The sequence below is a fragment of the Flavobacterium ginsenosidimutans genome (assembly GCF_037478105.1).
Taxonomy (GTDB): domain Bacteria; phylum Bacteroidota; class Bacteroidia; order Flavobacteriales; family Flavobacteriaceae; genus Flavobacterium; species Flavobacterium ginsenosidimutans.
Map to the genome: position 1 here is coordinate 5189894 of NZ_CP147988.1, position 20330 is coordinate 5210223.

A 20330-nucleotide genomic window follows, 5' to 3' on the forward strand; every position below is an offset into this window, starting at 1 on the left:
TGTTATCTTTAATTAAAAGGATAGATAATATTAATAACTATTTTCTTTTAAGCTTTCAATATTTTCTAGGAACCAATTGTAGGTTTTCTGGATTCCTTCTTCTAAAGTCACTTGGTGTTTCCAGCCAATGCTGTGCATTTTAGAAACATCCATTAATTTTCGTGGTGTTCCATCTGGCTTGCTTTCATCCCAGATAATATTTCCGGTATGTCCCACAATTTTTTGAATTGTAGCAGCAAGTTCCTTAATGGTTAAATCTTCTCCTGTTCCAATATTATATAAATGTTCAGGAAGTTCATTTTCTAACGCAAAAACTACTGCTTCTGCCATATCATCTACAAACAAGAACTCACGCATTGGTGTACCTGTTCCCCATAATATTACGGGTGCATTATTGCTTTCTTTAGCTTCGTGAAATTTGCGAATCATAGCGGGTAAAACATGCGAACTGGTCAAATCGAAATTGTCATGAATACCGTATAAGTTTGTTGGCATTAAACTCACAAAATCTTTATTGTATTGCTTACGAATAGCTTCGCACAATTTTACTCCTGTAATTTTTGCCAAAGCATACCATTCGTTTGTTTTTTCTAAAGAAGCCGTTAACAGATAATCTTCTTTTAATGGCTGCGGAGCTAATTTTGGATAAATGCAAGAGCTTCCTAAAAAAATGAATTTTTCGACATCTAAACTATGAGCTTCGCTGATAAGGTTATTTTGAATCTGCATGTTTTCCATCAAAAATTGATATGGAAAATCATTATTTGCCAAAATCCCTCCCACTTTTGCCGCGGCATCTATAATAATATCTGGCTTTGTGTTTTGTATAAATTCTCGAACAGCTTTCTGGTCTCTTAAATCTAATTCTTTGCTTGATGCTCCAATAAGATTTGTATAACCTTTTGCGGTGAGACTTCTCCAAATGGCACTTCCAACCATTCCTTTATGTCCAGCTATATATATTACAGTATTTTTATTAATCATTGTGAGTATATTTATTTACAATTATAATAATGGCGATGCAATCGATTCTAATTGTTGGTAAACTTGTTTTACTTCTTGAGAGTTTTCTTTTTGCAAAACCATCAAAGCATCAGTAGTGTAGATCAATATACAATTTTTAACTCCTACAAAAGTGGTATGCATTGAAGTTCCTATAACAATATTTCTATTAGCATCGATTGGATGATCTTTGTTAACCAAATAATCATAAACCGATTCGAAAGAACCTAAATCTGACCATTCAAAATGAGCAGGAATTACTTTAATATCTTTACTACGTTCCATTACTGCATAATCAATACTGATAGATGGAATATTCATAGACATTTCATAATCCAAAAAGCCATTTTTATTTGCTTCCCAAGCTTCTTTTGATGTCAAAAAAACCTCTGGTTCAAGCATTTCAAGTTGTTTTAAAAACTTTTCCGCTTTGAAACAAAAGAGACCACTATTCCAAAAATAATTTCCATTTTTCAGATATATTTCGGCTGTTTCCAAATTTGGTTTTTCATGAAAAGCAATTACATTTTGATGCTCAAACTCTATATATCCATATCCTATTTCTGGTTTAATTGGTTTGACACCAAAAGTAATCAAATAATCTTGATTGGCTAATTCAATAGCTTGTTTTAATGCACTTATGTATAAATCATTTCCCTCAATAATATGATCTGAGGGCGTAATCAATAAAATATCTTCAGGTTTTGATGCAAATGCTGCAAATGCAATTGCTGCCGCAGTATTACGAGGAACAGCTTCTACAATATGTGTAAATGGTTTCTCGAATTTCGACATAATGGCATTACTCATTTTGTAATTTTCGATATTTCCAACCACTATTGTTTTATTGGATATATTAAGATTACGTGTTACTGTTTTTTCAAAAAGTGATTCTCCGTCAAAAAGTTCTAAATATTGCTTAGGAAGTGTTTTTCTGGATAATGGCCACAATCTGCTGCCAATTCCTCCAGTTAAAACTACGTGTGTAACAGAACTAATTGCCATTAGAATGTACTAAAACTTCTCTTTGATAAACTTCATGACGAAGATTAGTACTCGAAAAACGATGGTCTCTTGTATTAAAGTACAATTCGATTCCTTTTTCTTCGCAATACTTTCTTCCTGTAAAATCTCTTTCTTTATATTCATCTCCTAGAATACGAACATCAAGAGCAAAAGATTTCAAAATATCTTCTAGATCTTGTTCTGTTGCATAAGGAACAATTTCATCTACAAACTTACACGCCTTTAACTGTATGTAACGTTCTACAACTGTTTGGGTCGGTTTATTTTTTGTTGGGCGGTCTAACGTTGGATCTGTCTGAAGACCAACAATTAAATAATCACAATGTTGTTTTGCTTCTTCAAGCATTTTAACGTGCCCTGCATGTAACAAATCAAAAGCACTAAATGTTATTCCAGTTCTCATCTGCTTAATGTTTTAAATTAAAAATATGTTTGTTAATGTAGTATGATTTTCAAAATTTGTAATTAACCATTTTACTGGGGTTTCGGCGCTTTTTTTAAAATTTTGCAAAAGGGTTCCCCGTGAATAGTTACATTTTAACTACTCAAAAAAGAAAAAATAAATGGTATAAAAACTTAAAAAATTATAGCTCCTGATCGTTATAAAATGAATTAAAATTCTAGTTCTAAATCGAGAAATTCAATTCATTAATTTCAATTTGTCCCTTATAATAATTTAAGATAAAATTATGGTAATAGGGTCTATGAGAAATTTCAATTTTGTGACTAAATGTCCTTAATAAGGAAATTTTACTATAAAATGCATCACTATTTTTAGACTCATGGAATTAATTTTACTACTTAGTTTACAGACCAAACATTAGATTGCTAATGCTGATTTTCTAAACCTCTTAACTATATCGATTGAAGGCGTTTTTTTTAAAAACACTTTAAAAATTTAAAACAGTATTTTTTAAAAATTTCATTTTCAAGAAAAACTAAGAGAACGTAAAACATTACAAACCAGCTTACTAAACATTTAAAAACAACTATTCACAAATACATTTAATAAATTCTAGAATTATGAAATGGTATGTAGTGTACACTAAACCTAAATGGGAAAAAAGAGTTGCAGAACAGTTAACTAAGTTTAACATCAATTGTTATTGTCCTGTGATTAAAAAAATTCAACAGAGATCAGATAGGAAAATAAAGGTAGAAGTGCCATTGTTTAATCATTACATATTTGTACAATTAGCAGAAAAAGATCGAAATCTGGTTTTTAATTCTCCTGGAGTTGTACGATTCTTATTTTGGCTAGGTAGACACGCTATTGTAAAAGATAGAGAGATAGAAACCATAAAAGAATGGCTTGATAGTGGAGATACCGCTTCAGATATCTCAGTTATGCAATATCAAATTGGCGATAAGGTACATTTAAATTCCGGTATATTTTGTAATCAGAACGCCGTGATTAAGGATATTACAAAAACACATTATGTTCTGATTTTAGAATCTTTGGGATATGTTTTAAAAGTAAAACATAAATAACAAATGAAAAAAGAAAGAGTTTTTCAAGAAGTACAATCCTAACTTGCAACTCTTCTTTTTCATGAAAAAAGCAAAATAGCTGCGATAAAAAATATTAGTTTTCCAATTGAAAGATTTGGCTTTTTTTAATGCCAAGAATCTTAACTAATTGATCTAGTTTTGATAGTTTAAGATCAACCATTCCTTGTTCAATTTTCTCATATTTTTTTACGCTCATTTCCATTTGAATAGCTACATATTCTGGAGTATGGTTATTCTGTAATCTATACTCTTTAATTTTTAGGTAGTAATTTTCCATGATGCTGTTTTTTTATTACTATTTTATAACTTAATTAGTTTAATTACCTTAATATTCAATAAATTGTGACAGGATATTTTTATCTTGTTTCACTAAAAAAGATCGATACATCGAATTTAAATATGAATTCAATTGAAACCTCTAAGACTTTTGAAATCTCAATTAATTTAGAAACGGTTAAATCAACATCACCTCTTTCAATTTTGCCATAACCACTGGTGCTCATTTTTAATTCAGCCGCTACATATTCCCTAGTCAAATTTTTTAATTCTCTTATCTTTCTAATATTTTCGTATACACTATATTTCATAAAAAATAAAAAATTATAAATAATTCTACTCTGAAGGTACTTGTCATAACTATTATTAAAATTATGCGAAAAAATATTTTCTTTCTTTTTAATCTTATTTTACAAAAAAATTACCTTTTCATACTAACCTTTCAATTATTAACAACGTTTGAAGCTAAATGACTGTTTTTATTTAGCATTCATTTTAAATTTTGATCAAAAATATATAATGTTTAGAGTATATAATAATAAATCTGTTCAACGGATTTTAAAATCCGATAAAATACAACATTCCTATTTTTAGGTCGTCAGATTTGCTTAAAAAAGCTCGTAAAACCCTTATTTTATAAGATAAAAAGCACGTAATAATACTTACCGTAAAAATCTTACTTTCGACGATCTGCATCAAAAAAGGAGAAAATCGGTATAAAGTTTAAATTATCAGAAATGATAGGCGTTGAAAGTTTCAAATGAGATTTTAAACAAAAAAAAATCCGTTAACTAAATTAATAGCCAACGGATTTTTTAAAGTTATATTTAGTTTATTGAGTCACTAATAGCTGTGGATAAGGAGTTGAAGCTGTATTTATAATTACAGTCGAAGTACCTTCTTTTACATTGACCAACAACTTACTAAGCGTTGTATTTGCTCTAAAAGTATTATTCATAAATATTCCGTAATACTTACTGTTCCAGTCTCCATCTATTGTTAAAGCAGTTACACTTCCAGTAATCGTAGAATTTACTATATAACTATATACTGGATTATATAATACTGACGAAAACATTGGTGCAGAATCTGAAAAAGTACATCCTTCTAAATACGTTGCAATAGCTTTTATTGTTGAGCCTGTATTCGAATTATTATAAAAATTAGAACTATAGAAAGAAATCTCGCCGCTGGAAATAACATTTTTTCCTTTAAAATTAGTAAAGTCACTATTTGCAGCTAAAGGATAGTTATTTGCACTTAAATTAAGCGCTGTATCTCCTCCGTCAAATTTACAATCTACCCAAGCATTTAAATTGTCTGCTCTAGTAGCTAACATCGAAACTGCTGTAGTACAATTAATAAACTGTCCTCTATAAAACATTGTTTTGTCAACAAAACTTGAGTTATCTGAAACACCACCAACAAGCGCATCTTGGTAGAAGCCTTTATTACAGTTTACAAAAGAAATATTATCGAAGAAATTATTATCAAATCCCATCATTTTATCTAAATGAAAACCATTCGTTTGATCTCTAAATACGACATATTTCAACCAAACAAAACTCATATGTTGTGTGCCATAGTTTTGTGAAGAGTAAACACCTGTGTTTCCACCTTGCAATGTCAAATGCGCTAACACAAAATTAGCATCTTGACCTCCCGTAAGCGATATTAGAGGAAAATCGTCTGTTAAACCTACAATAACTGTTTTTCCAGTTCCTTTTCCCATAATTCCATGACTTTTGTCTAACGGAATTTTTAAAGTCGAACTGATATAATAAACTCCTTCTGGAAGATCTGCAATACCAGAGTTATTGATCAAGTTTTGAATATAAGTTGTACTATCTGGCTTACCTACTCTGTCGGTTCTCCAGTTTGCTCCTAAAGGATCTGGTAATGTTTCCCAATTTGGTCTCGCCCAAGGCGTATATTTTGTACCTAAAATAGAGCTACTCAAGTTTGCCAGTATAGTCGAATTAGTGATAGCTGCAGTTTGTTCAGTACTATTATATTTGACAGAATTACTATTATCTAAATTTCCCCAAAGATCATATCCAGTAACCGTTCCGCTTCCTCTTTTGTATCCTCCTAAAGCACCAACTAAGGTCATATTGCTTCTTGCTGAGATAACATCAAACTCTGTATTCAATTTTTTATTAAGAATCGAAATATTTGCTGCATCTATGTCATAAGCTCCAGTTCGTACTGTAGAATAAGAATTTCCTCCACCTAAATCGGTTATTTTAACATTCCCCATATTACTAGCCTTAAACATAGCATAGGTTCCGTCTCCGGTAAGGTTCCATCCTTCTGCATCAATACCAACAAAAGTAGCCGTTTTAAGATTGTCCATATCTGTGGTATTTCCGTGCGGCGTTAAAAAGTTAGTATGCAGGTTTACGTTACCATAACTAGGAGTTGTTGAATTTCCTTTCATGGTAAGAACTGTAGATAATCCGCCCGATTGGTGTTTTATAAATTTATTATTTCTAAAATACCCCGACTGACTACAATCTATAAGTATTGGACCTCCAAAATTGATGAAAGAGTTATTCTCAAAAGTTGCATTTGTTGCTTTTAAAGTCGCCCATTTAATCGATTTTAAAGTACAATTAGAAATAACACCTCCGGCTTGAAGCGTAATAGTTTTATCTGCTGGAAGTAAATACTCGATTACAACACCGGTACTTCCGGCAGCTATCGTAATATTTGAAAATAAATTTAAAGACGGATGCCCATATAATTTCTGATTACTCTTCATGACAATATCCACTCCAGAATAATCTCCTCTTTCTAATCGCACAGAACCATACGTATCCAATGCTTGTTGAAGAGTTGCTTTTTGTGTAACTGGAACAACATGAGCATTAAAATAATCTGTTTCTTCTGGCTGATTAGCGACAACAGGATTTTCTGGCGTTTTTACAGGAGCTTCATCAATTGCATATTGATAATTCTGCGAAAAAACCGTCGTCGAAAACAGTAAAAAATAAATTAACTTTTTCATTGTCCCGATATAATATAGGAATTTGTGCCTGTTTTTCTAAGGAATCCAAATCTCACGTTTCCAGCTGTGCTAGTAAATTTTGCACTTCCAGCTGATGTATAATTAATGGTAACACCCGAAGCTGCTTGTACTGTTAGAACAGCACCATTATGAGCTTCTAGATTAATAGTTTCACCAACTGCCATACTTCCAAAATCGGTAGTTAAGGTTAATGTAGAAGACGTTGTACACTCAATTGTATTGTTTACGTCAGCTGCAGCAATACTTCTAGAAGAAGTAAATGAAATAACTGTAGCTCTATATGGAGTTGTAGAAGTTCCTCCTGCTGTTTTTGCATACAATGCATAAGGTACACTTAAAAGTTGTGTAACTCCAACAATGTTATAATTTGTTCCTCCGTTTACATCTACTTGTGTTTCTATATAATAAGGTCCTTTATCCCAAGAAATTTTACTAAAATCACCCGTAACAATTGTTCCTGTTCCAATTTCAAGAGAAACAAGACCATTAGCATTTGTAGTAGGAGAATGTGTTTCTTGATAAACTATTGTTCCTGTTGCATTAGTCTGATGTACAACAATTTTAAGGCCTATGTTCTTATTTACTGCCAAAGTATTATCCTGCGCTCGGATAATTGCCTGGTAACTCATTTTTTCAGGTGATTGCGCAAATACCTTAAACGTAACAGTCACAAATAATAATAAAAGGGTCTCTGCAAGTTTCATTCTATCTCTTTTTTTAATTTTTAATTATTTTAAATGACTTCAATTTTTTGTTATCTACATATACTACAAGTATATATACAGATGGAGTAAGATTAGCTAAACTAACCTGAGTCTCATCTTGACTAATTGTGTTTTGTTTTAAAAGTCTCGCCTGAATATCATAGAGTCTATACGATCGATGAGCGCTTTGTAACTCTAATCCAGTCATACTGATATTAACAAAATCTGATGTTGGATTTGGGAAAACAAACATTTCTGCTTTAGCGGGTTCTTCAATTTCTGGATTACCTAGTGTCTCATCATTTTCCTGATGCTGAATACCTTGAGCCACATTGAAAACGGGTTCTGTTCCAATATAGGTATAAAATACTTGGCCGATTGAATAAGTAACTGTTCCAGAACTCCCGCTTGCATTATTACCCGATGTAATTATAGTCTCCATTATATCAGTATTTGACTGACTAATTCCTACAAAAGGAATGAATAACATCGTAATTATTAGTAGGTTTATATTTCTCGTCTTTAGATACTTCACAGTTTAATTATTCTTGCGTTATTTTAATACTGCAAAATTATTTAATTTCAAAAAATAATCGATATAATCATTTTTATTTCCGATAACTGACACAAAATGTAGTATTTTAATGACTATTTACTTACATCGGAAATGTTAAGAAAAGGGGTTTTTAGTTTTATTAACAAAAATAATTGCACTAAACTTTACAACTATTAAAAACTAAATGTTTTTTGGTCTTAAAAACCAAAATGCAGGTTACAGAATGTAACGGCAATTTGTCTCTTAAATTACATCTGTAGCTGCTTTTTATTTAATTTTCAATTTAAGGGTTCTTAATTTTATTATTTCATAATTTTTATAGGCTAAAATAAAAAATGCTTCACTTACAAAAACACATCTAATTGAAAACAAGATAATTACATTTTAATAAAAATAATTATTTTTCTTGAATCAAATAAATCTCCAAAAAAATTCAGTAGAAAAAAGCAGGCAGATTGAGGGAAAAAGCGATGAATTTGACAAATTTTGGACTCAATGAATCTTCGTCAATTTTGAATAAATTTTGTCTTTTACAATTTAAAATATGCTTTTCATCGAGAATAATAGCTTTATATAGAATAAGCGAGTTTTAGTGAAAAATTTTTCCTTTTTTTGATCAACTTATTGAACAATAAGCGATAAGTGCTATTTATTACAGAGCCAAAATAAAAGCCAAAAACTAATTAAAATTTCTTACACCCTTTTCTATTATTTCAACCGATAATTTAAAAAGGTGTAAACCCATCCCACTAATAAACTATAAGACAAAGATTTACACTTTTCTCTTTTTAGTTAACGCTGATATTATCATAATTATTTTGCTCAACTTTAATTTTAATACCCTTAAAATGAAAAGACCCAACAACAATAGTTTAAACAAAGAGACAAATTGGAAAAAAATGGTGTATCCTAACAATGCGCTTCATGAGCTTTTTCTGGCTCAAGCTGAAGCATCGCCTAATTCTATGGCACTTGAATTTGAAGATCAGCAAATTTCTTATCAGGAATTAGCAAAAAAGATAAATCAGACAGCAAATTACTTTTTAGCTCAAGGTTTATCTCCCGGACAATTTGTAGCGGTATCTATGGAAAGAAACCCTAATTTGATTGTTTCTCTCTTAGCAATTTTACAGTGTGGAGCAGCATATCTGCCATTAGATCCAAAATTTCCAACTGAGCGTTTAGAATTTATGCTCGAAGATTCTGAAGCAAGTTTCTTACTCACTACAAGATCACTTTCTACTTCACTGCCAAATAGTTCAAAGACATTATTTATAGAAGATGTATTAGCTTCATTAAGCCAATATCGTGATTCGCCAGTTTCTATATCGGTTAATCCAACATCTGTTGCTTATATGATGTACACATCGGGCTCTACGGGGAAACCAAAAGGTGTGACGGTAACACACAAAAATTTGGTGAACTTTCTGTACAGTATGGCGATTGAACCAGGTATAAATGCAGAAGACAAACTTTTATCTATAACAACAATTTCGTTTGATATAGCGGGTCTCGAATTATTTTTACCATTAATAAAAGGTGCAGCGGTAGTTTTTGCCGATTATGAAACTACTCGAGACGGTTTGCTTTTATTTAATCTTTTACAGAAAAAACAAATTACAATATTACAGGCTACACCAACTACATGGCAATTATTACTAGATTCTGGATGGGATACTCCTTTAGCTTTAAAAGCATTGTGCGGTGGTGAAGCAATGCCTTTAAATCTTGCGCGTCAATTGACATCGAGATGTGATTCTCTTTGGAATATGTACGGTCCAACAGAAACCACAATTTGGTCTGCTGTAAAAGAAATTCTTGCAGATGATGAATTAATCACCATTGGTTTTCCTATTGCAAATACAGAAATTTATTTGTTGGACGAACAAGGAAAAATTGTTGAAGAAGGAACAATTGGTGAGATTGTTATAGGCGGAGATGGAGTCGCACAAGGTTATTGGAAACGTCCAGAACTTACTGCAGAAAAATTCATCCCAGATTCATTTTCAACAGAATCAGGCGCTCGACTTTACCGCACAGGAGATTTAGGAAAATTATTGCCGAATGGAGAACTGCAATGTTTGGGTCGTATTGACCATCAAGTAAAACTGAGAGGACATCGTATCGAATTGGGCGAAATCGAAGCTACTTTAAATACATTGCGGGGAGTAAAACAATCTGCTGTAATTGTCAGCAATCATTTTGGCAATGAAGATAAACTTGTAGCGTATTTAAAATCGGGCGAAGAATCACAAGACGAAAAAACGATTCACGATGCGCTTTTGAAAGTTTTACCCGAAATATTATTGCCATCAAAATACATTTGGGTTGATGAATTTCCGATAACTCCAAACGGAAAAATTGACAAAAAGAATTTACCTCTTCCCGAAAATACAAGACCTGACTCTGCTCCTCTTTTCAAAAAACCCGTTACACAATTAGAAAAAGATCTTGCAAAAATCTGGAGCGAAGAATTGAAAATAACAGAGATTGGAATAGATGATAATTTCTTTGATATGGGCGGAAGTTCTGTGCTTGCGCAAAAAGTTACAACTTTAATAAAACAACGTTTGTCATTAGAAATTCCAGTTTCAAAAATTTATATTCATCCTACAATAAAAGAACTTTCATCTATTTTGGAAGAACACAATAATAAGGAAGAAAAATTCGAATTTAAAAAACATAAAGAAAATGCTTCTTCTGCAGATATTGCAATCATTGGTATGGCGGGAAGATTTCCTGGTTCTGATACGATAGAAGAATTATGGGAAATTTTAAGAGACGGAAAAGAAACTATTTCTTTATTCAGCAAAGATGAATTGGATGTTAGTTTACCTGAAAGTCTTCGCGAAGATCCGCTTTATATAGGTGCAAGAGGAATTTTACCTTCAGCCAAAACATTTGATCCTCAGTTCTTCGGATTAAATCCGCAGCTTGCCGCTGCAATGGACCCGCAAATTAGGATATTCTTAGAAATTTCATTCGAAGCATTAGAACAATCTGGACATCTTCCAAAACATTATAAAGGAAGCATTGGAGTTTATTCTGGAAGTGAAATCAATTCTTACTACGAAAACAATATTTTCTTAAATAAAGAACTTAAAAGTTCAGTAGGAGAATTACAAATTTATACTGTAAACGGAAAAGACTTTATTGCGCCTCGTACTTCTTATCATTTAAACTTAAAAGGACCTTCAGTTACAGTGCATTCTGCATGTTCTACCTCATTATTAGCAATTGCCGAAGCGGTAAAAGCAATAAGAGCTGGAATGTGCGATATTGCTCTTGCAGGAGGATCAAGCGTTACAGCTCCAATAAAAAGCGGACACCTTTATGATGACGGATTTATTAAAAGTCCAGATGGATCTACACGTTCTTTCGACGCTTCTGGAAAAGGTACTGTTTTTAGTGATGGCGCTGGGGTTGTTGTTCTTAAAAGATTAGAAGAAGCAGAAAAAGACGGCGATATCATTTATGGCGTACTTAAAGGAGTTGGTGTAAATAATGACGGAGGAGACAAAGGCAGTTTTATGGCGCCAAGTCCGCAAGGTCAGGCTGGAGCAATAATCAATGCTTTTAATGATGCACAAATTTCTCCTTCTACAATTAGCTATATGGAAGCGCATGGAACCGCCACTCCAATTGGTGACCCAATAGAAATAGAAGGACTTAAGATTGCTTATGGCAAACAAGAAAAAAATAATTACTGTGCCTTAGGATCTATAAAAACCAATTTAGGGCATACCACAGCTGCGGCTGGTGTGGCAGGTTTGATAAAAATATTGTTGGCCATGCAACACAAACAAATACCGCCAATGGTAAATTTTGTTAAACCTAATCCTAATATTGATTTTGACAATAGTCCATTCTACATTAATAACAAATTAATCGAATGGAAAGCTGATGGCATAAGAAGAGCTGGTTTAAGCTCTTTTGGTATTGGAAGCACAAATACACATGCCATTGTTGAAGAATACGTTGCAAAACCTATAGTAACATCATCTGGACGACCTCTTGAAATATTAATGTGGTCAGCAAAAAGTCAAAATAGTTTGTTAGGCTACGAAAATGCTTTAGGACATTTTATTGATAAGTCAAAAAATACTCCTTTGGCAGATATCGCTTATTCTTTGAATATGACAAGAGATGACTTTAACCACAGAAGTTTTTTAATAGCAGATTCAACCGAAGATGCTGCTGAAAAATTAATTTCTCTTAAAACTAAAAACACTAAATCTTCTATTTTAAAAAGAGTTCCTAGCGAAATAGGATTTCTTTTCCCAGGACAAGGTTCTCAGTACATACAAATGGGTAAAACACTTTATGACAACGAAAAAGTGTACCGTAATGCCGTTGACAAATGTGCTGAATTATTGATGAAAGATTTAGATTTAGACATTCGTGATATTCTTTTTCCAAAAGACCATTTTGCTGAAGCTGAAGAACTTCTAAGAAATACAAGATTAACACAGCCATCTCTATTTGTAACAGAATATGCGTTATCGCAATTATGGATGAGCTGGGGAATAAAACCAACTTTCCTTTGCGGTCACAGTATTGGCGAATTTGCAGCTGCGCATTTGGCTGGAATTCTAACATTAAAAGACGCTTTACACATTGTCGCGGTCAGAGGGAAATTAATAAGCGAATTACCTGGCGGATCAATGTTGATTGTTCGCGTTCCTGTAGAACAATTGTATGAATTAGTTCCTAAAACACTTTCAATTGCAGCGATTAATTCAACTCAATTTTGTGTGGTTTCGGGTCAGAAAGAAGATATCGCTCTTTTTAATCAGGAACTTGATACCAAAGATATTCCAAATAAACTGCTTAATACCAGCCATGCATTTCACTCTCACATGATGGAACCTATTTTGGATGATTTTAGAAATGAATTAGAAAAAATAAAACTAAGCATTCCGAGATTGCCAATTATTTCAAGCGCATCAGGAACTTGGCTGAAAGATACAGAAGCCACAGATCCAACATATTGGGTTAACCAATTAAAAAATACGGTTCGATTTGCAGATGCCATGGATACAGCATTTGAATTAGAAGATCTTCTGCTATTAGAAGTTGGTCCAGGATCAACTTTAATTACGTTGGCACGTCAGCAAGCTGCAGGCAAAATTATTCCTGCGTATGCAAGCATAACGCCTCCAAAAGAAGAGCAGGAAAATGAATATAACACTTTGTTAAATACATTAGGAGATTTATGGATGAAAGGTTTAAATCCGGATTGGAAAGCATATTTTAGTGAACAACAAAGACAAAAAATCGAATTGCCTAGTTATGTTTTTGATCGAAAACTTTGCTGGATCGAACCTTTGGGAACGCTTGATTCTTTGGTAATTCAAGCTCCAGCAATTTCTGAAGCTCCAGCAGTTGCCACACAAGTTGATCATCAAGAAGTAAATTCAAATCAATCTCGAAAAGATGCAATACTTGCACAGATTTCTGAAATTATCAAAAATGCATCTGGAATCGTTTACGAAAGTGAGGCATCTGAAAATACGTTTCTAGAATTAGGTTTAGATTCATTATCACTAACCCAATTATCTGGAAAATTGAAGAAAGAATTCGATTTGCCAATTACATTCAGACAACTCAACGAAACGTATTCAACACCAGCTCTTTTAGCAGATTATATAGACGAAAATCTTCCCAAAGAAACTCGCACCGAACCAAAAAAAGAAATCAAAGTGGTTGCAAATCAAACAGCAGCGCCAACTTTTTCATCAAATGAAACGGCATCGTCATCTCAAAATCAATCTTCATTAGAACAAATTATTAAACAAATTCAGCTTTTAAGTCAAAAAGTAGATCAGCTACAGAGTTCTACAGCAAATGGCAGTGCTTCATTTGTCAATCTAACTGTAGAAAGTTTTGATGCTAAGTTTAATAACGAAACTAATGGAACCAAAGCCAATGGCACTTCTAAAAACGAAAAGTCATCTGATATAACAAAAATTAATAATGAACAACGATTTGAAAATAATACTGCCGAAAAAAAATATACTATAAATGCCGATGAACCGCCTGTAAAAGGCAGTAAACTAGGAAGAGACGAAAATGGAAATCCAGCTTGGTTTATTGAAGATCCAAATCAGAATGGAAGTTTTGTAAAGATCAAATTATAAGAACAAGATAAGGAGCAGGTAATATTTTAAACTGTCAATTTAAAAACGATACAATTACATTTAAAATAGGGTAATAATGAAAAATCAACCTCAAATACAAACAGAAATGGAAACTGAAACTGCCATTCAATTTAATCCATTTACACCTGAAATCGAAAGAGTTATACACACCACAAATTCACAACAGGAAATATGGAGTGATTGCATTTTTGGAGGAAGTGATGCTAACAAAGCTTACAACTTGTCTGTGTCTATAAGGCTTAAAGGTAATTTAATAATAGATCTATTTGAAAAGGCTGTAAATACTTTGGTAGAACGTCATGAAACTTTAAGATCAACTTTTAGTCCAGACGGTCGCTTTATGTGTACTTATAGCGATTACAACATCGAAATTTCACATCATGATTTTTCTAACATCTCAGCGATTGAAAAAGAATCCTCAATTGATACGTTTGTTAAGGAAGAAGTGAGTGCGCTTTTTGATCTTGTACACGGTCCATTATTTAGAGTTTGCTTAGTTAAAATTGATGATTTTGAACATCTCGTAACCATAACGATACATCATATCATTGGCGACGGATTAAGTCTTGATGTCATATTAGAAGAACTAGGTACGCTTTATTCTGCTTATGTAGAAAATAAAGAGCCAATACTGCCTGCTCCTGAACTTTTCAGCAAATTTGCCGAAAGAATAAATTCGTTCATGGAAAGCAGTGAATATAAACCGCTAGAGGATTTCTGGATTGATATTTATAAAGAATCTGTTCCTACGATCGAATTGCCTTTGGATTACGTAAGACCTGCATTAAGAACGTATAATAGCAACAGAATTGATTTTCCTTTTGATGATGCCATTATAAATGAATTAAAAAATATAGGAATAAGCACCGGAAGCAGTTTAGTTACCACTTTGCTTTCAGCTTTTGAAGTTTTCTTATGCAAAATAACTGGGCAAAATGATTTAGTAGTTGGTTTCCCTTCATCTGGAAACACCTTATACGACATGAGACAGCTGATTGGAGATTGCGCCAATCTACTTCCTCTTCGAAGTACTATTAATCCTAATATTAGTTTTTATGATTATTTAAAAGAAAGAAATTCACAACTATTTGATGCTTATGACAATCAGCAGGTTAGTTTTGGTCATTTACTAAAAAGTTTTCCGATTGTAAGAGATCCTTCAAGAATTCCTTTAGTTCCAGTTATCCTAACGGTTGACTTGAACAGAACAATCGAAAATGAATTCTCATTTACAGGTCTTACTCATAGTTTCAAACCAAATCCGAGAGAATTTGGAACTTTTGAAATTCAACTTCATATTTTCAGAGCCAAAAATGGACCTGAATTTCATTGGATGTACAATACAACATTATTTAAACCTGAGACTATAACTAAAATGATGGCCTCTTTTGAAGAAATTATCAGCAAAGTAATCTCAAATCCAAACGACCCGTTATCCGATTTAATTGGAGGAAATTATCTAACAGATTATGAGCCATTAAACAATACTGAAATGCCATATCCTGATGTAACCCTGACCGAATTACTTAGAAAACAAGCGGAGTTTACGCCTGATAAAATAGCTTTGGAGTTTCACGATTCTAAAATCAGCTATTTAGAATTGCATAACAAAGTAAACCAAATGGCACATTATTTAAAAGAGCAAGGTGTTCAATCTGGCGATTTTATTGCGGTTTCGTTTTCAAGAAGTCCAGAATTGGTTTATTCTTTATTAGCTATTATGCAATGTGGTGCTGCCTATCTGCCGCTGGATCCTGAATATCCAAAAGAACGTTTAGAATTTATGCTGCATGATTCTGGAGCAAAAGTTTTATTAACGAGCAAAACTTTATTTGCCTCTTTGCCATCTTGGCCACAGACACTTTTTATTGAAGATGCGACAGAGGCATTGCATAAATACTCTTCGTCACCGCTTCCATTTATGGTGAGTTCAGAAAACAATGCTTACATATTGTACACTTCAGGATCGACTGGTAATCCAAAAGGCGTGCCTATTACACATAAAAATTTAGTCAACTTTCTTTGCAGTATGGCAATAGAACCAGGTCTTGACGAAAATGACAGACTGCTTTCTATCACTACAATTTCCTTTGATATTGCTGGTTTAGAATTATACTTGCCACTTATTAAAGGCGCAACATTAATTCTAGCCGACCACGAAACTGCCAGAGATGGAAGACTTTTACTTGATTTAGTAAAAAGCGAAAAAATCAGCTTTCTGCAAGCTACACCAACAACTTGGTCTATGCTTTTGGATTCTGGATGGTCTGAATTATTGCCAATTAAAGCTTTGTGTGGCGGTGAAGCAATGCCTGCAGATCTTGCTAAAGAATTATTGTCAAAATGCGATTCGCTTTGGAATGTTTACGGTCCTACAGAAACCACCGTTTGGTCTTCTGTAAAACAAATAACAGCCGAAGATAAATTGATCACAATTGGAAAACCAATCGGAAATACACAGATTTATTTGTTGGATACTCAAGGACAGCTTGTAGCGCCAGGAACTATTGGTGAAATTGTTATTGGCGGAGACGGTGTTGCAAAAGGCTATTGGAACCGTCCTGAACTTACGGCTGAGAAATTCATTCAAGATAAATTTTCTGCAAACAAAGACGATATTCTTTATCGAACAGGTGATTTGGGAAGAATAACTCCAAATAATGAAATTGAGTGTTTAGGGCGTGTAGATCAGCAGGTTAAAATTAGAGGTCATCGTATTGAACCTGGAGAAGTAGAACAAGCGCTTTTATTGCTTGACGGAGTAAAATCTGCAGTGGTATTAGCTGATGAAAACTTCCTTGTTGCTCATATTGTTCCTGATTCTAGTATTGAAAGTGCTGAAGAAAATGTTCCTTCATGGCGCGAAGCTTTAACGGCAAAACTTCCTTCGCAGTTAATTCCGCATGATTTTAATCTTATCGAAAAAATACCAACAACGCTCAACGGAAAAATAGACCGAAAAGCATTGTCGCAATATAAAGTAAACAAGAAAATCGCTTATACTGCTCCTCGAACAGAAGAAGAAAATATCGTGGCAACCATTTGGAAAGAAAGTTTAAATCTTGAAAACATTGATATTTTCAGCGATTTCTTCGAAATGGGCGGACACTCCATCAAAGGAGTAAAAGTGATGATTGAAATTGAAAAACATACTGGCAAACGAATTCCTTTATCAGCATTATTCAAATATTCGACCGTAGAGAAATTCGCCAAGTTATTAAACACTGGAACAGAAATTTATTCTGATTGTTTGGTTCCGATAAAACCTGTTGGAAACAAAGTTCCTCTTTTTATTATTCATGGCGCTGGGCTTAATGTTTTAAACTTTATTAATTTAAGTAAACATTTTGATGAGGATCAGCCTATTTATGGTATTCAAGGTACGAAACCTAAAGGTTTTGAGGGATGGTATGAATCTATCGAAGCTATGGCAACGCATTACATCGATGCTATTATAAAAGTTAATCCAAAAGGCCCTTACGCTTTGGCTGGATTCTCTTTTGGTGGTATTGTAGCTTTTGAAATGACCCGCCAATTAAACGAAATGGGTAAAAAAGTAAGCCTTACAGGATTGCTAGACTCTTATGTTGACTCTTCTTATTATTATGGAAATTACAGGCGAAAACAACTTGTAAGATACTTTGACATAACGCATAGAAGGCTAGACTTTTTAAAAGAGATGTTGTTGAGCTGGAAAGCTTTTAAAATGCGCATTAACGGAAAAAAAGAATATATTTTAGAAAGATACTTTGGGAAAAAAATTACTATGACAGAACAAGAAGAGTTAGCTCTTCAGGAGTTTATCGCCGCCGATCGAATGGTTAAAAAAATCGTTGACCGTTATCATCTTAAACCACAAAATTTTAAAGTCGATTTGTTTCGATCAAAAGATGATATCAATTATAAGCTAGACCCAACACATTTAGGATGGAAAAAAGCGGCATTAGGAGGCGTTACAATTCATAATATTTCTGGTAATCATCTAGATATTGTAGCCCCGCCAAATGACAAAGTATTAGCGCGATTACTTCAAGATATTTTAGACCAAAATCATGAAGATCTCTAAGCTCTTTATTTCATTTTTTAATTTAAAGATTACTGAATTTGTTCCAAAAAAAGAGTATTCTTTGGATAATAATGATATTGTGATCTATACCGTATATCTGCCCAATTTTAAGGATATACAGGCAGATTTGTCAAAGTTTCTTAATTCTGCTGAATTGAGCAAAACAAAGCGTTTTTATAAAGAAGTAGACCGAAACCGCTTCATTATATACCGATCGATTTTGAAACTTGTTTTAGGAGCTTACACGAAATTAAACGTGAAGAATATTTATCTTGATTATGATTTTAATAAAAAACCGTATTTAGCTTCGCATCCGTGGCTGCATTTTAATCTTTCGCATTCAGAAGATTTTGCGGCTATTGCGGTTTCGCGAAGAAAAGTCGGATTGGATATCGAATATATGAGTAAGGATTTTAATTTCACAAGTCTTCTTCCTGATGTTTTTGATGACAATGAAACCACAATTATTCAAAGATCAACTGATAAAAAAAATACTTTTTACACTTTATGGACACGTAAAGAAGCTTTTGTCAAAGCCCTTGGAAAAGGCATAGATGAGGATTTTAAATTCATCCCGTGTTTGGATGGAGAGTATAGTGTCGATTTTTCATTGATAAAAAACAGCCAAGACTGGCAGGTAAAAAGTTTTGATCTTGCAGACGATTACTTAGGCGCGATAGCTCTTGAAGGTTTGGCTACGATTTCTAAGAATATACTAATGTATAATGTGCCAAATAACATGAAAGATTTATTAGAAATGGCTCAAAAAAGAGGCAGTTAAAATAATTTATTCCATCAAAACTCCCATTTTCTCAAATGGGAGTTTTTAGTTTATATTACAATTAAATAACCAATCTAAGCAAGAGGTTCGGCTTCATCTATTGGAGAAACTGCTTCAACTTCAGGCTCGGAGGTATCATCGATCCAAGCAACAAAAAGTTTGTAACCTATTGAAAACACAATCGGACCAACAAATAATCCGATAAATCCTGACATAATAAATCCTCCAATCACACCCAAAAATATAACTAGCATTGGCACAAGAGCTCCTTTCCCTAATAAAAGAGGTTTTAAAACATTATCCGAAAGTCCGCTGATGATGAAAAATACAGTCCAGAAAATAGCGTATCCTGAATCTCCAGTTGAAAAAAGATAAATAATAACACCAATATTAATTATGATTGGTCCAATCTGTAAAATTGAAAATATCAGACAGATTAAAGTCAAAATTCCTGCATATGGAATATCCGCCATAAACAATCCAATTGCCTGAATTATCGTCTGAATGACAGCAACTCCCAAAATCCCTTTCACTACTTGATAAATCGTTGAAACAGAAATCGTCATGATTTGTTCTGCTTCACTTCCTGCAATTTTTTTTAGGAATTTCATAAAGAAAGATTTACCACTTGGAGATACCAATAAAACACCTGCAATGATGATAGATAAAATAAATTGAAGAAACGCTGCTCCAGAACTTAAAATACTTGCCATAATTTTAGAAGACAATTCTTTTATCTGATCTTGATATTTAACCACTCCCTGTTCCAAATCTGTTGACATCGACAGTAAAAATTCATAAAGTGGTTTTCCTATTACTGGCCATTCTTTTATATTAGAACCAGGAGGCGCTACTTTTAAAGTTCCAGCTTCAAAACTATTTTTCAATTCCAAAAAATTAACAGTTGCGGCCTTCAAAAAATAGATCAATGGAACTACCATCACAGCAATAATCAAAATTGTAATTACAACCGAAGCAAGTGCTTTTCGCCCTTTTAATATTTTCTGTAACGCATTAAATAATGGATAAAAAACCACAGAAAGGATTACAGCCCAGAGAATAGGCATAAAAAAAGGCAACAGCAATTTAAGACAAAATCCAATTATCAGGAAAATGAAAAATAACTGCAAAATAGTTTCAAAGAGCTCTTTCTTTTTATTAGTATTAGTTGTTTTCATGGCTATATTAGTTTTTTAATTGTTGATTGTTAATGGT

Annotated in this window: 13 protein-coding genes; 4 read left to right on the plus strand and 9 right to left on the minus strand. The window is 33.0% G+C overall.

The window, feature by feature from the left end:
- Positions 1-30: 30 nt before the first annotated feature.
- Genes V6624_RS22240 through V6624_RS22250 form a run of 3 tightly spaced genes read right to left on the minus strand, consistent with a single transcriptional unit; the run spans position 31 to position 2431 of the window.
- Positions 31-981, minus strand: a complete 951-nt coding sequence (locus V6624_RS22240; protein ID WP_111289254.1) for a GDP-L-fucose synthase family protein — start codon at positions 979-981, stop codon at positions 31-33.
- A 24-nt stretch (positions 982-1005) separates the two neighbouring features.
- Positions 1006-2007 carry a mannose-1-phosphate guanylyltransferase gene (locus tag V6624_RS22245; protein WP_111288714.1) on the minus strand — a complete coding sequence of 334 codons (1002 nt, stop codon included), beginning with the start codon at positions 2005-2007 and terminating at the stop codon, positions 1006-1008.
- A complete protein-coding gene (locus V6624_RS22250) occupies positions 1997-2431 on the minus strand; it encodes an adenylyltransferase/cytidyltransferase family protein (RefSeq protein WP_111288716.1) in 435 nt (144 codons plus the stop codon). Before V6624_RS22250 ends, V6624_RS22245 begins: the two co-directional genes overlap by 11 nt.
- Before the next feature lie 620 nt (positions 2432-3051).
- Here V6624_RS22250 and V6624_RS22255 point away from each other — a divergent pair.
- Positions 3052-3519, plus strand: coding sequence for a UpxY family transcription antiterminator (locus tag V6624_RS22255; protein WP_111288718.1), 468 nt, complete (start codon positions 3052-3054; stop codon positions 3517-3519).
- A gap of 94 nt (positions 3520-3613) precedes the next feature.
- Here V6624_RS22255 and V6624_RS22260 read toward each other — a convergent pair whose 3' ends face one another.
- The 5 genes from V6624_RS22260 to V6624_RS22280 form a co-directional block, all read right to left on the minus strand.
- Entirely contained in the window at positions 3614-3817 is a 204-nt protein-coding gene (locus tag V6624_RS22260; RefSeq protein ID WP_111288720.1) for a helix-turn-helix domain-containing protein, read from the minus strand.
- A gap of 79 nt (positions 3818-3896) precedes the next feature.
- Positions 3897-4127: a helix-turn-helix transcriptional regulator gene (locus tag V6624_RS22265; protein WP_091492892.1), complete on the minus strand. Its 231-nt coding sequence runs from the start codon at positions 4125-4127 to the stop codon at positions 3897-3899.
- A 521-nt stretch (positions 4128-4648) separates the two neighbouring features.
- Positions 4649-6826 carry a hypothetical protein gene (locus tag V6624_RS22270; protein WP_338840244.1) on the minus strand — a complete coding sequence of 726 codons (2178 nt, stop codon included), beginning with the start codon at positions 6824-6826 and terminating at the stop codon, positions 4649-4651.
- Positions 6823-7551: a hypothetical protein gene (locus V6624_RS22275; RefSeq protein ID WP_338840245.1), complete on the minus strand. Its 729-nt coding sequence runs from the start codon at positions 7549-7551 to the stop codon at positions 6823-6825. Before V6624_RS22275 ends, V6624_RS22270 begins: the two co-directional genes overlap by 4 nt.
- 13 nt (positions 7552-7564) lie before the next feature.
- Entirely contained in the window at positions 7565-7993 is a 429-nt protein-coding gene (locus V6624_RS22280) for a T9SS type A sorting domain-containing protein (protein ID WP_162614989.1), read from the minus strand.
- Positions 7994-8955: 962 nt separating this feature from the next.
- Here V6624_RS22280 and V6624_RS22285 point away from each other — a divergent pair.
- The 3 genes from V6624_RS22285 (at position 8956) to V6624_RS22295 (ending at position 19115) form a co-directional block, all read left to right on the plus strand.
- On the plus strand, positions 8956-14247 hold the full coding sequence (locus V6624_RS22285) for an amino acid adenylation domain-containing protein (protein WP_338840246.1): 5292 nt from the start codon (positions 8956-8958) through the stop codon (positions 14245-14247).
- 76 nt (positions 14248-14323) lie between these two features.
- Positions 14324-18334 carry an amino acid adenylation domain-containing protein gene (locus V6624_RS22290; RefSeq protein WP_338840247.1) on the plus strand — a complete coding sequence of 1337 codons (4011 nt, stop codon included), beginning with the start codon at positions 14324-14326 and terminating at the stop codon, positions 18332-18334.
- Entirely contained in the window at positions 18321-19115 is a 795-nt protein-coding gene (locus V6624_RS22295; protein WP_338840248.1) for a 4'-phosphopantetheinyl transferase family protein, read from the plus strand. Before V6624_RS22290 ends, V6624_RS22295 begins: the two co-directional genes overlap by 14 nt.
- A 74-nt stretch (positions 19116-19189) precedes the next feature.
- Here V6624_RS22295 and V6624_RS22300 read toward each other — a convergent pair whose 3' ends face one another.
- Positions 19190-20293, minus strand: coding sequence for an AI-2E family transporter (locus V6624_RS22300; protein ID WP_338840249.1), 1104 nt, complete (start codon positions 20291-20293; stop codon positions 19190-19192).
- Positions 20294-20330: the final 37 nt, after the last annotated feature.

What these genes read in the sequence shown, in the direction of transcription:
- V6624_RS22255 (WP_111288718.1), top strand. Translation starts at nt 3,052, where the DNA reads ATGAAATGGTATGTAGTGTACACTAAACCTAAATGGGAAAAAAGAGTT.
- V6624_RS22290 (WP_338840247.1), top strand. Translation starts at nt 14,324, where the DNA reads ATGAAAAATCAACCTCAAATACAAACAGAAATGGAAACTGAAACTGCC.
- V6624_RS22300 (WP_338840249.1), bottom strand. Translation starts at nt 20,293, where the DNA reads ATGAAAACAACTAATACTAATAAAAAGAAAGAGCTCTTTGAAACTATT.
- V6624_RS22250 (WP_111288716.1), bottom strand. Translation starts at nt 2,431, where the DNA reads ATGAGAACTGGAATAACATTTAGTGCTTTTGATTTGTTACATGCAGGG.
- V6624_RS22275 (WP_338840245.1), bottom strand. Translation starts at nt 7,551, where the DNA reads ATGAAACTTGCAGAGACCCTTTTATTATTATTTGTGACTGTTACGTTT.
- V6624_RS22260 (WP_111288720.1), bottom strand. Translation starts at nt 3,817, where the DNA reads ATGGAAAATTACTACCTAAAAATTAAAGAGTATAGATTACAGAATAAC.
- V6624_RS22285 (WP_338840246.1), top strand. Translation starts at nt 8,956, where the DNA reads ATGAAAAGACCCAACAACAATAGTTTAAACAAAGAGACAAATTGGAAA.
- V6624_RS22295 (WP_338840248.1), top strand. Translation starts at nt 18,321, where the DNA reads ATGAAGATCTCTAAGCTCTTTATTTCATTTTTTAATTTAAAGATTACT.
- V6624_RS22270 (WP_338840244.1), bottom strand. Translation starts at nt 6,826, where the DNA reads ATGAAAAAGTTAATTTATTTTTTACTGTTTTCGACGACGGTTTTTTCG.
- V6624_RS22265 (WP_091492892.1), bottom strand. Translation starts at nt 4,127, where the DNA reads ATGAAATATAGTGTATACGAAAATATTAGAAAGATAAGAGAATTAAAA.
- V6624_RS22245 (WP_111288714.1), bottom strand. Translation starts at nt 2,007, where the DNA reads ATGGCAATTAGTTCTGTTACACACGTAGTTTTAACTGGAGGAATTGGC.
- V6624_RS22280 (WP_162614989.1), bottom strand. Translation starts at nt 7,993, where the DNA reads ATGGAGACTATAATTACATCGGGTAATAATGCAAGCGGGAGTTCTGGA.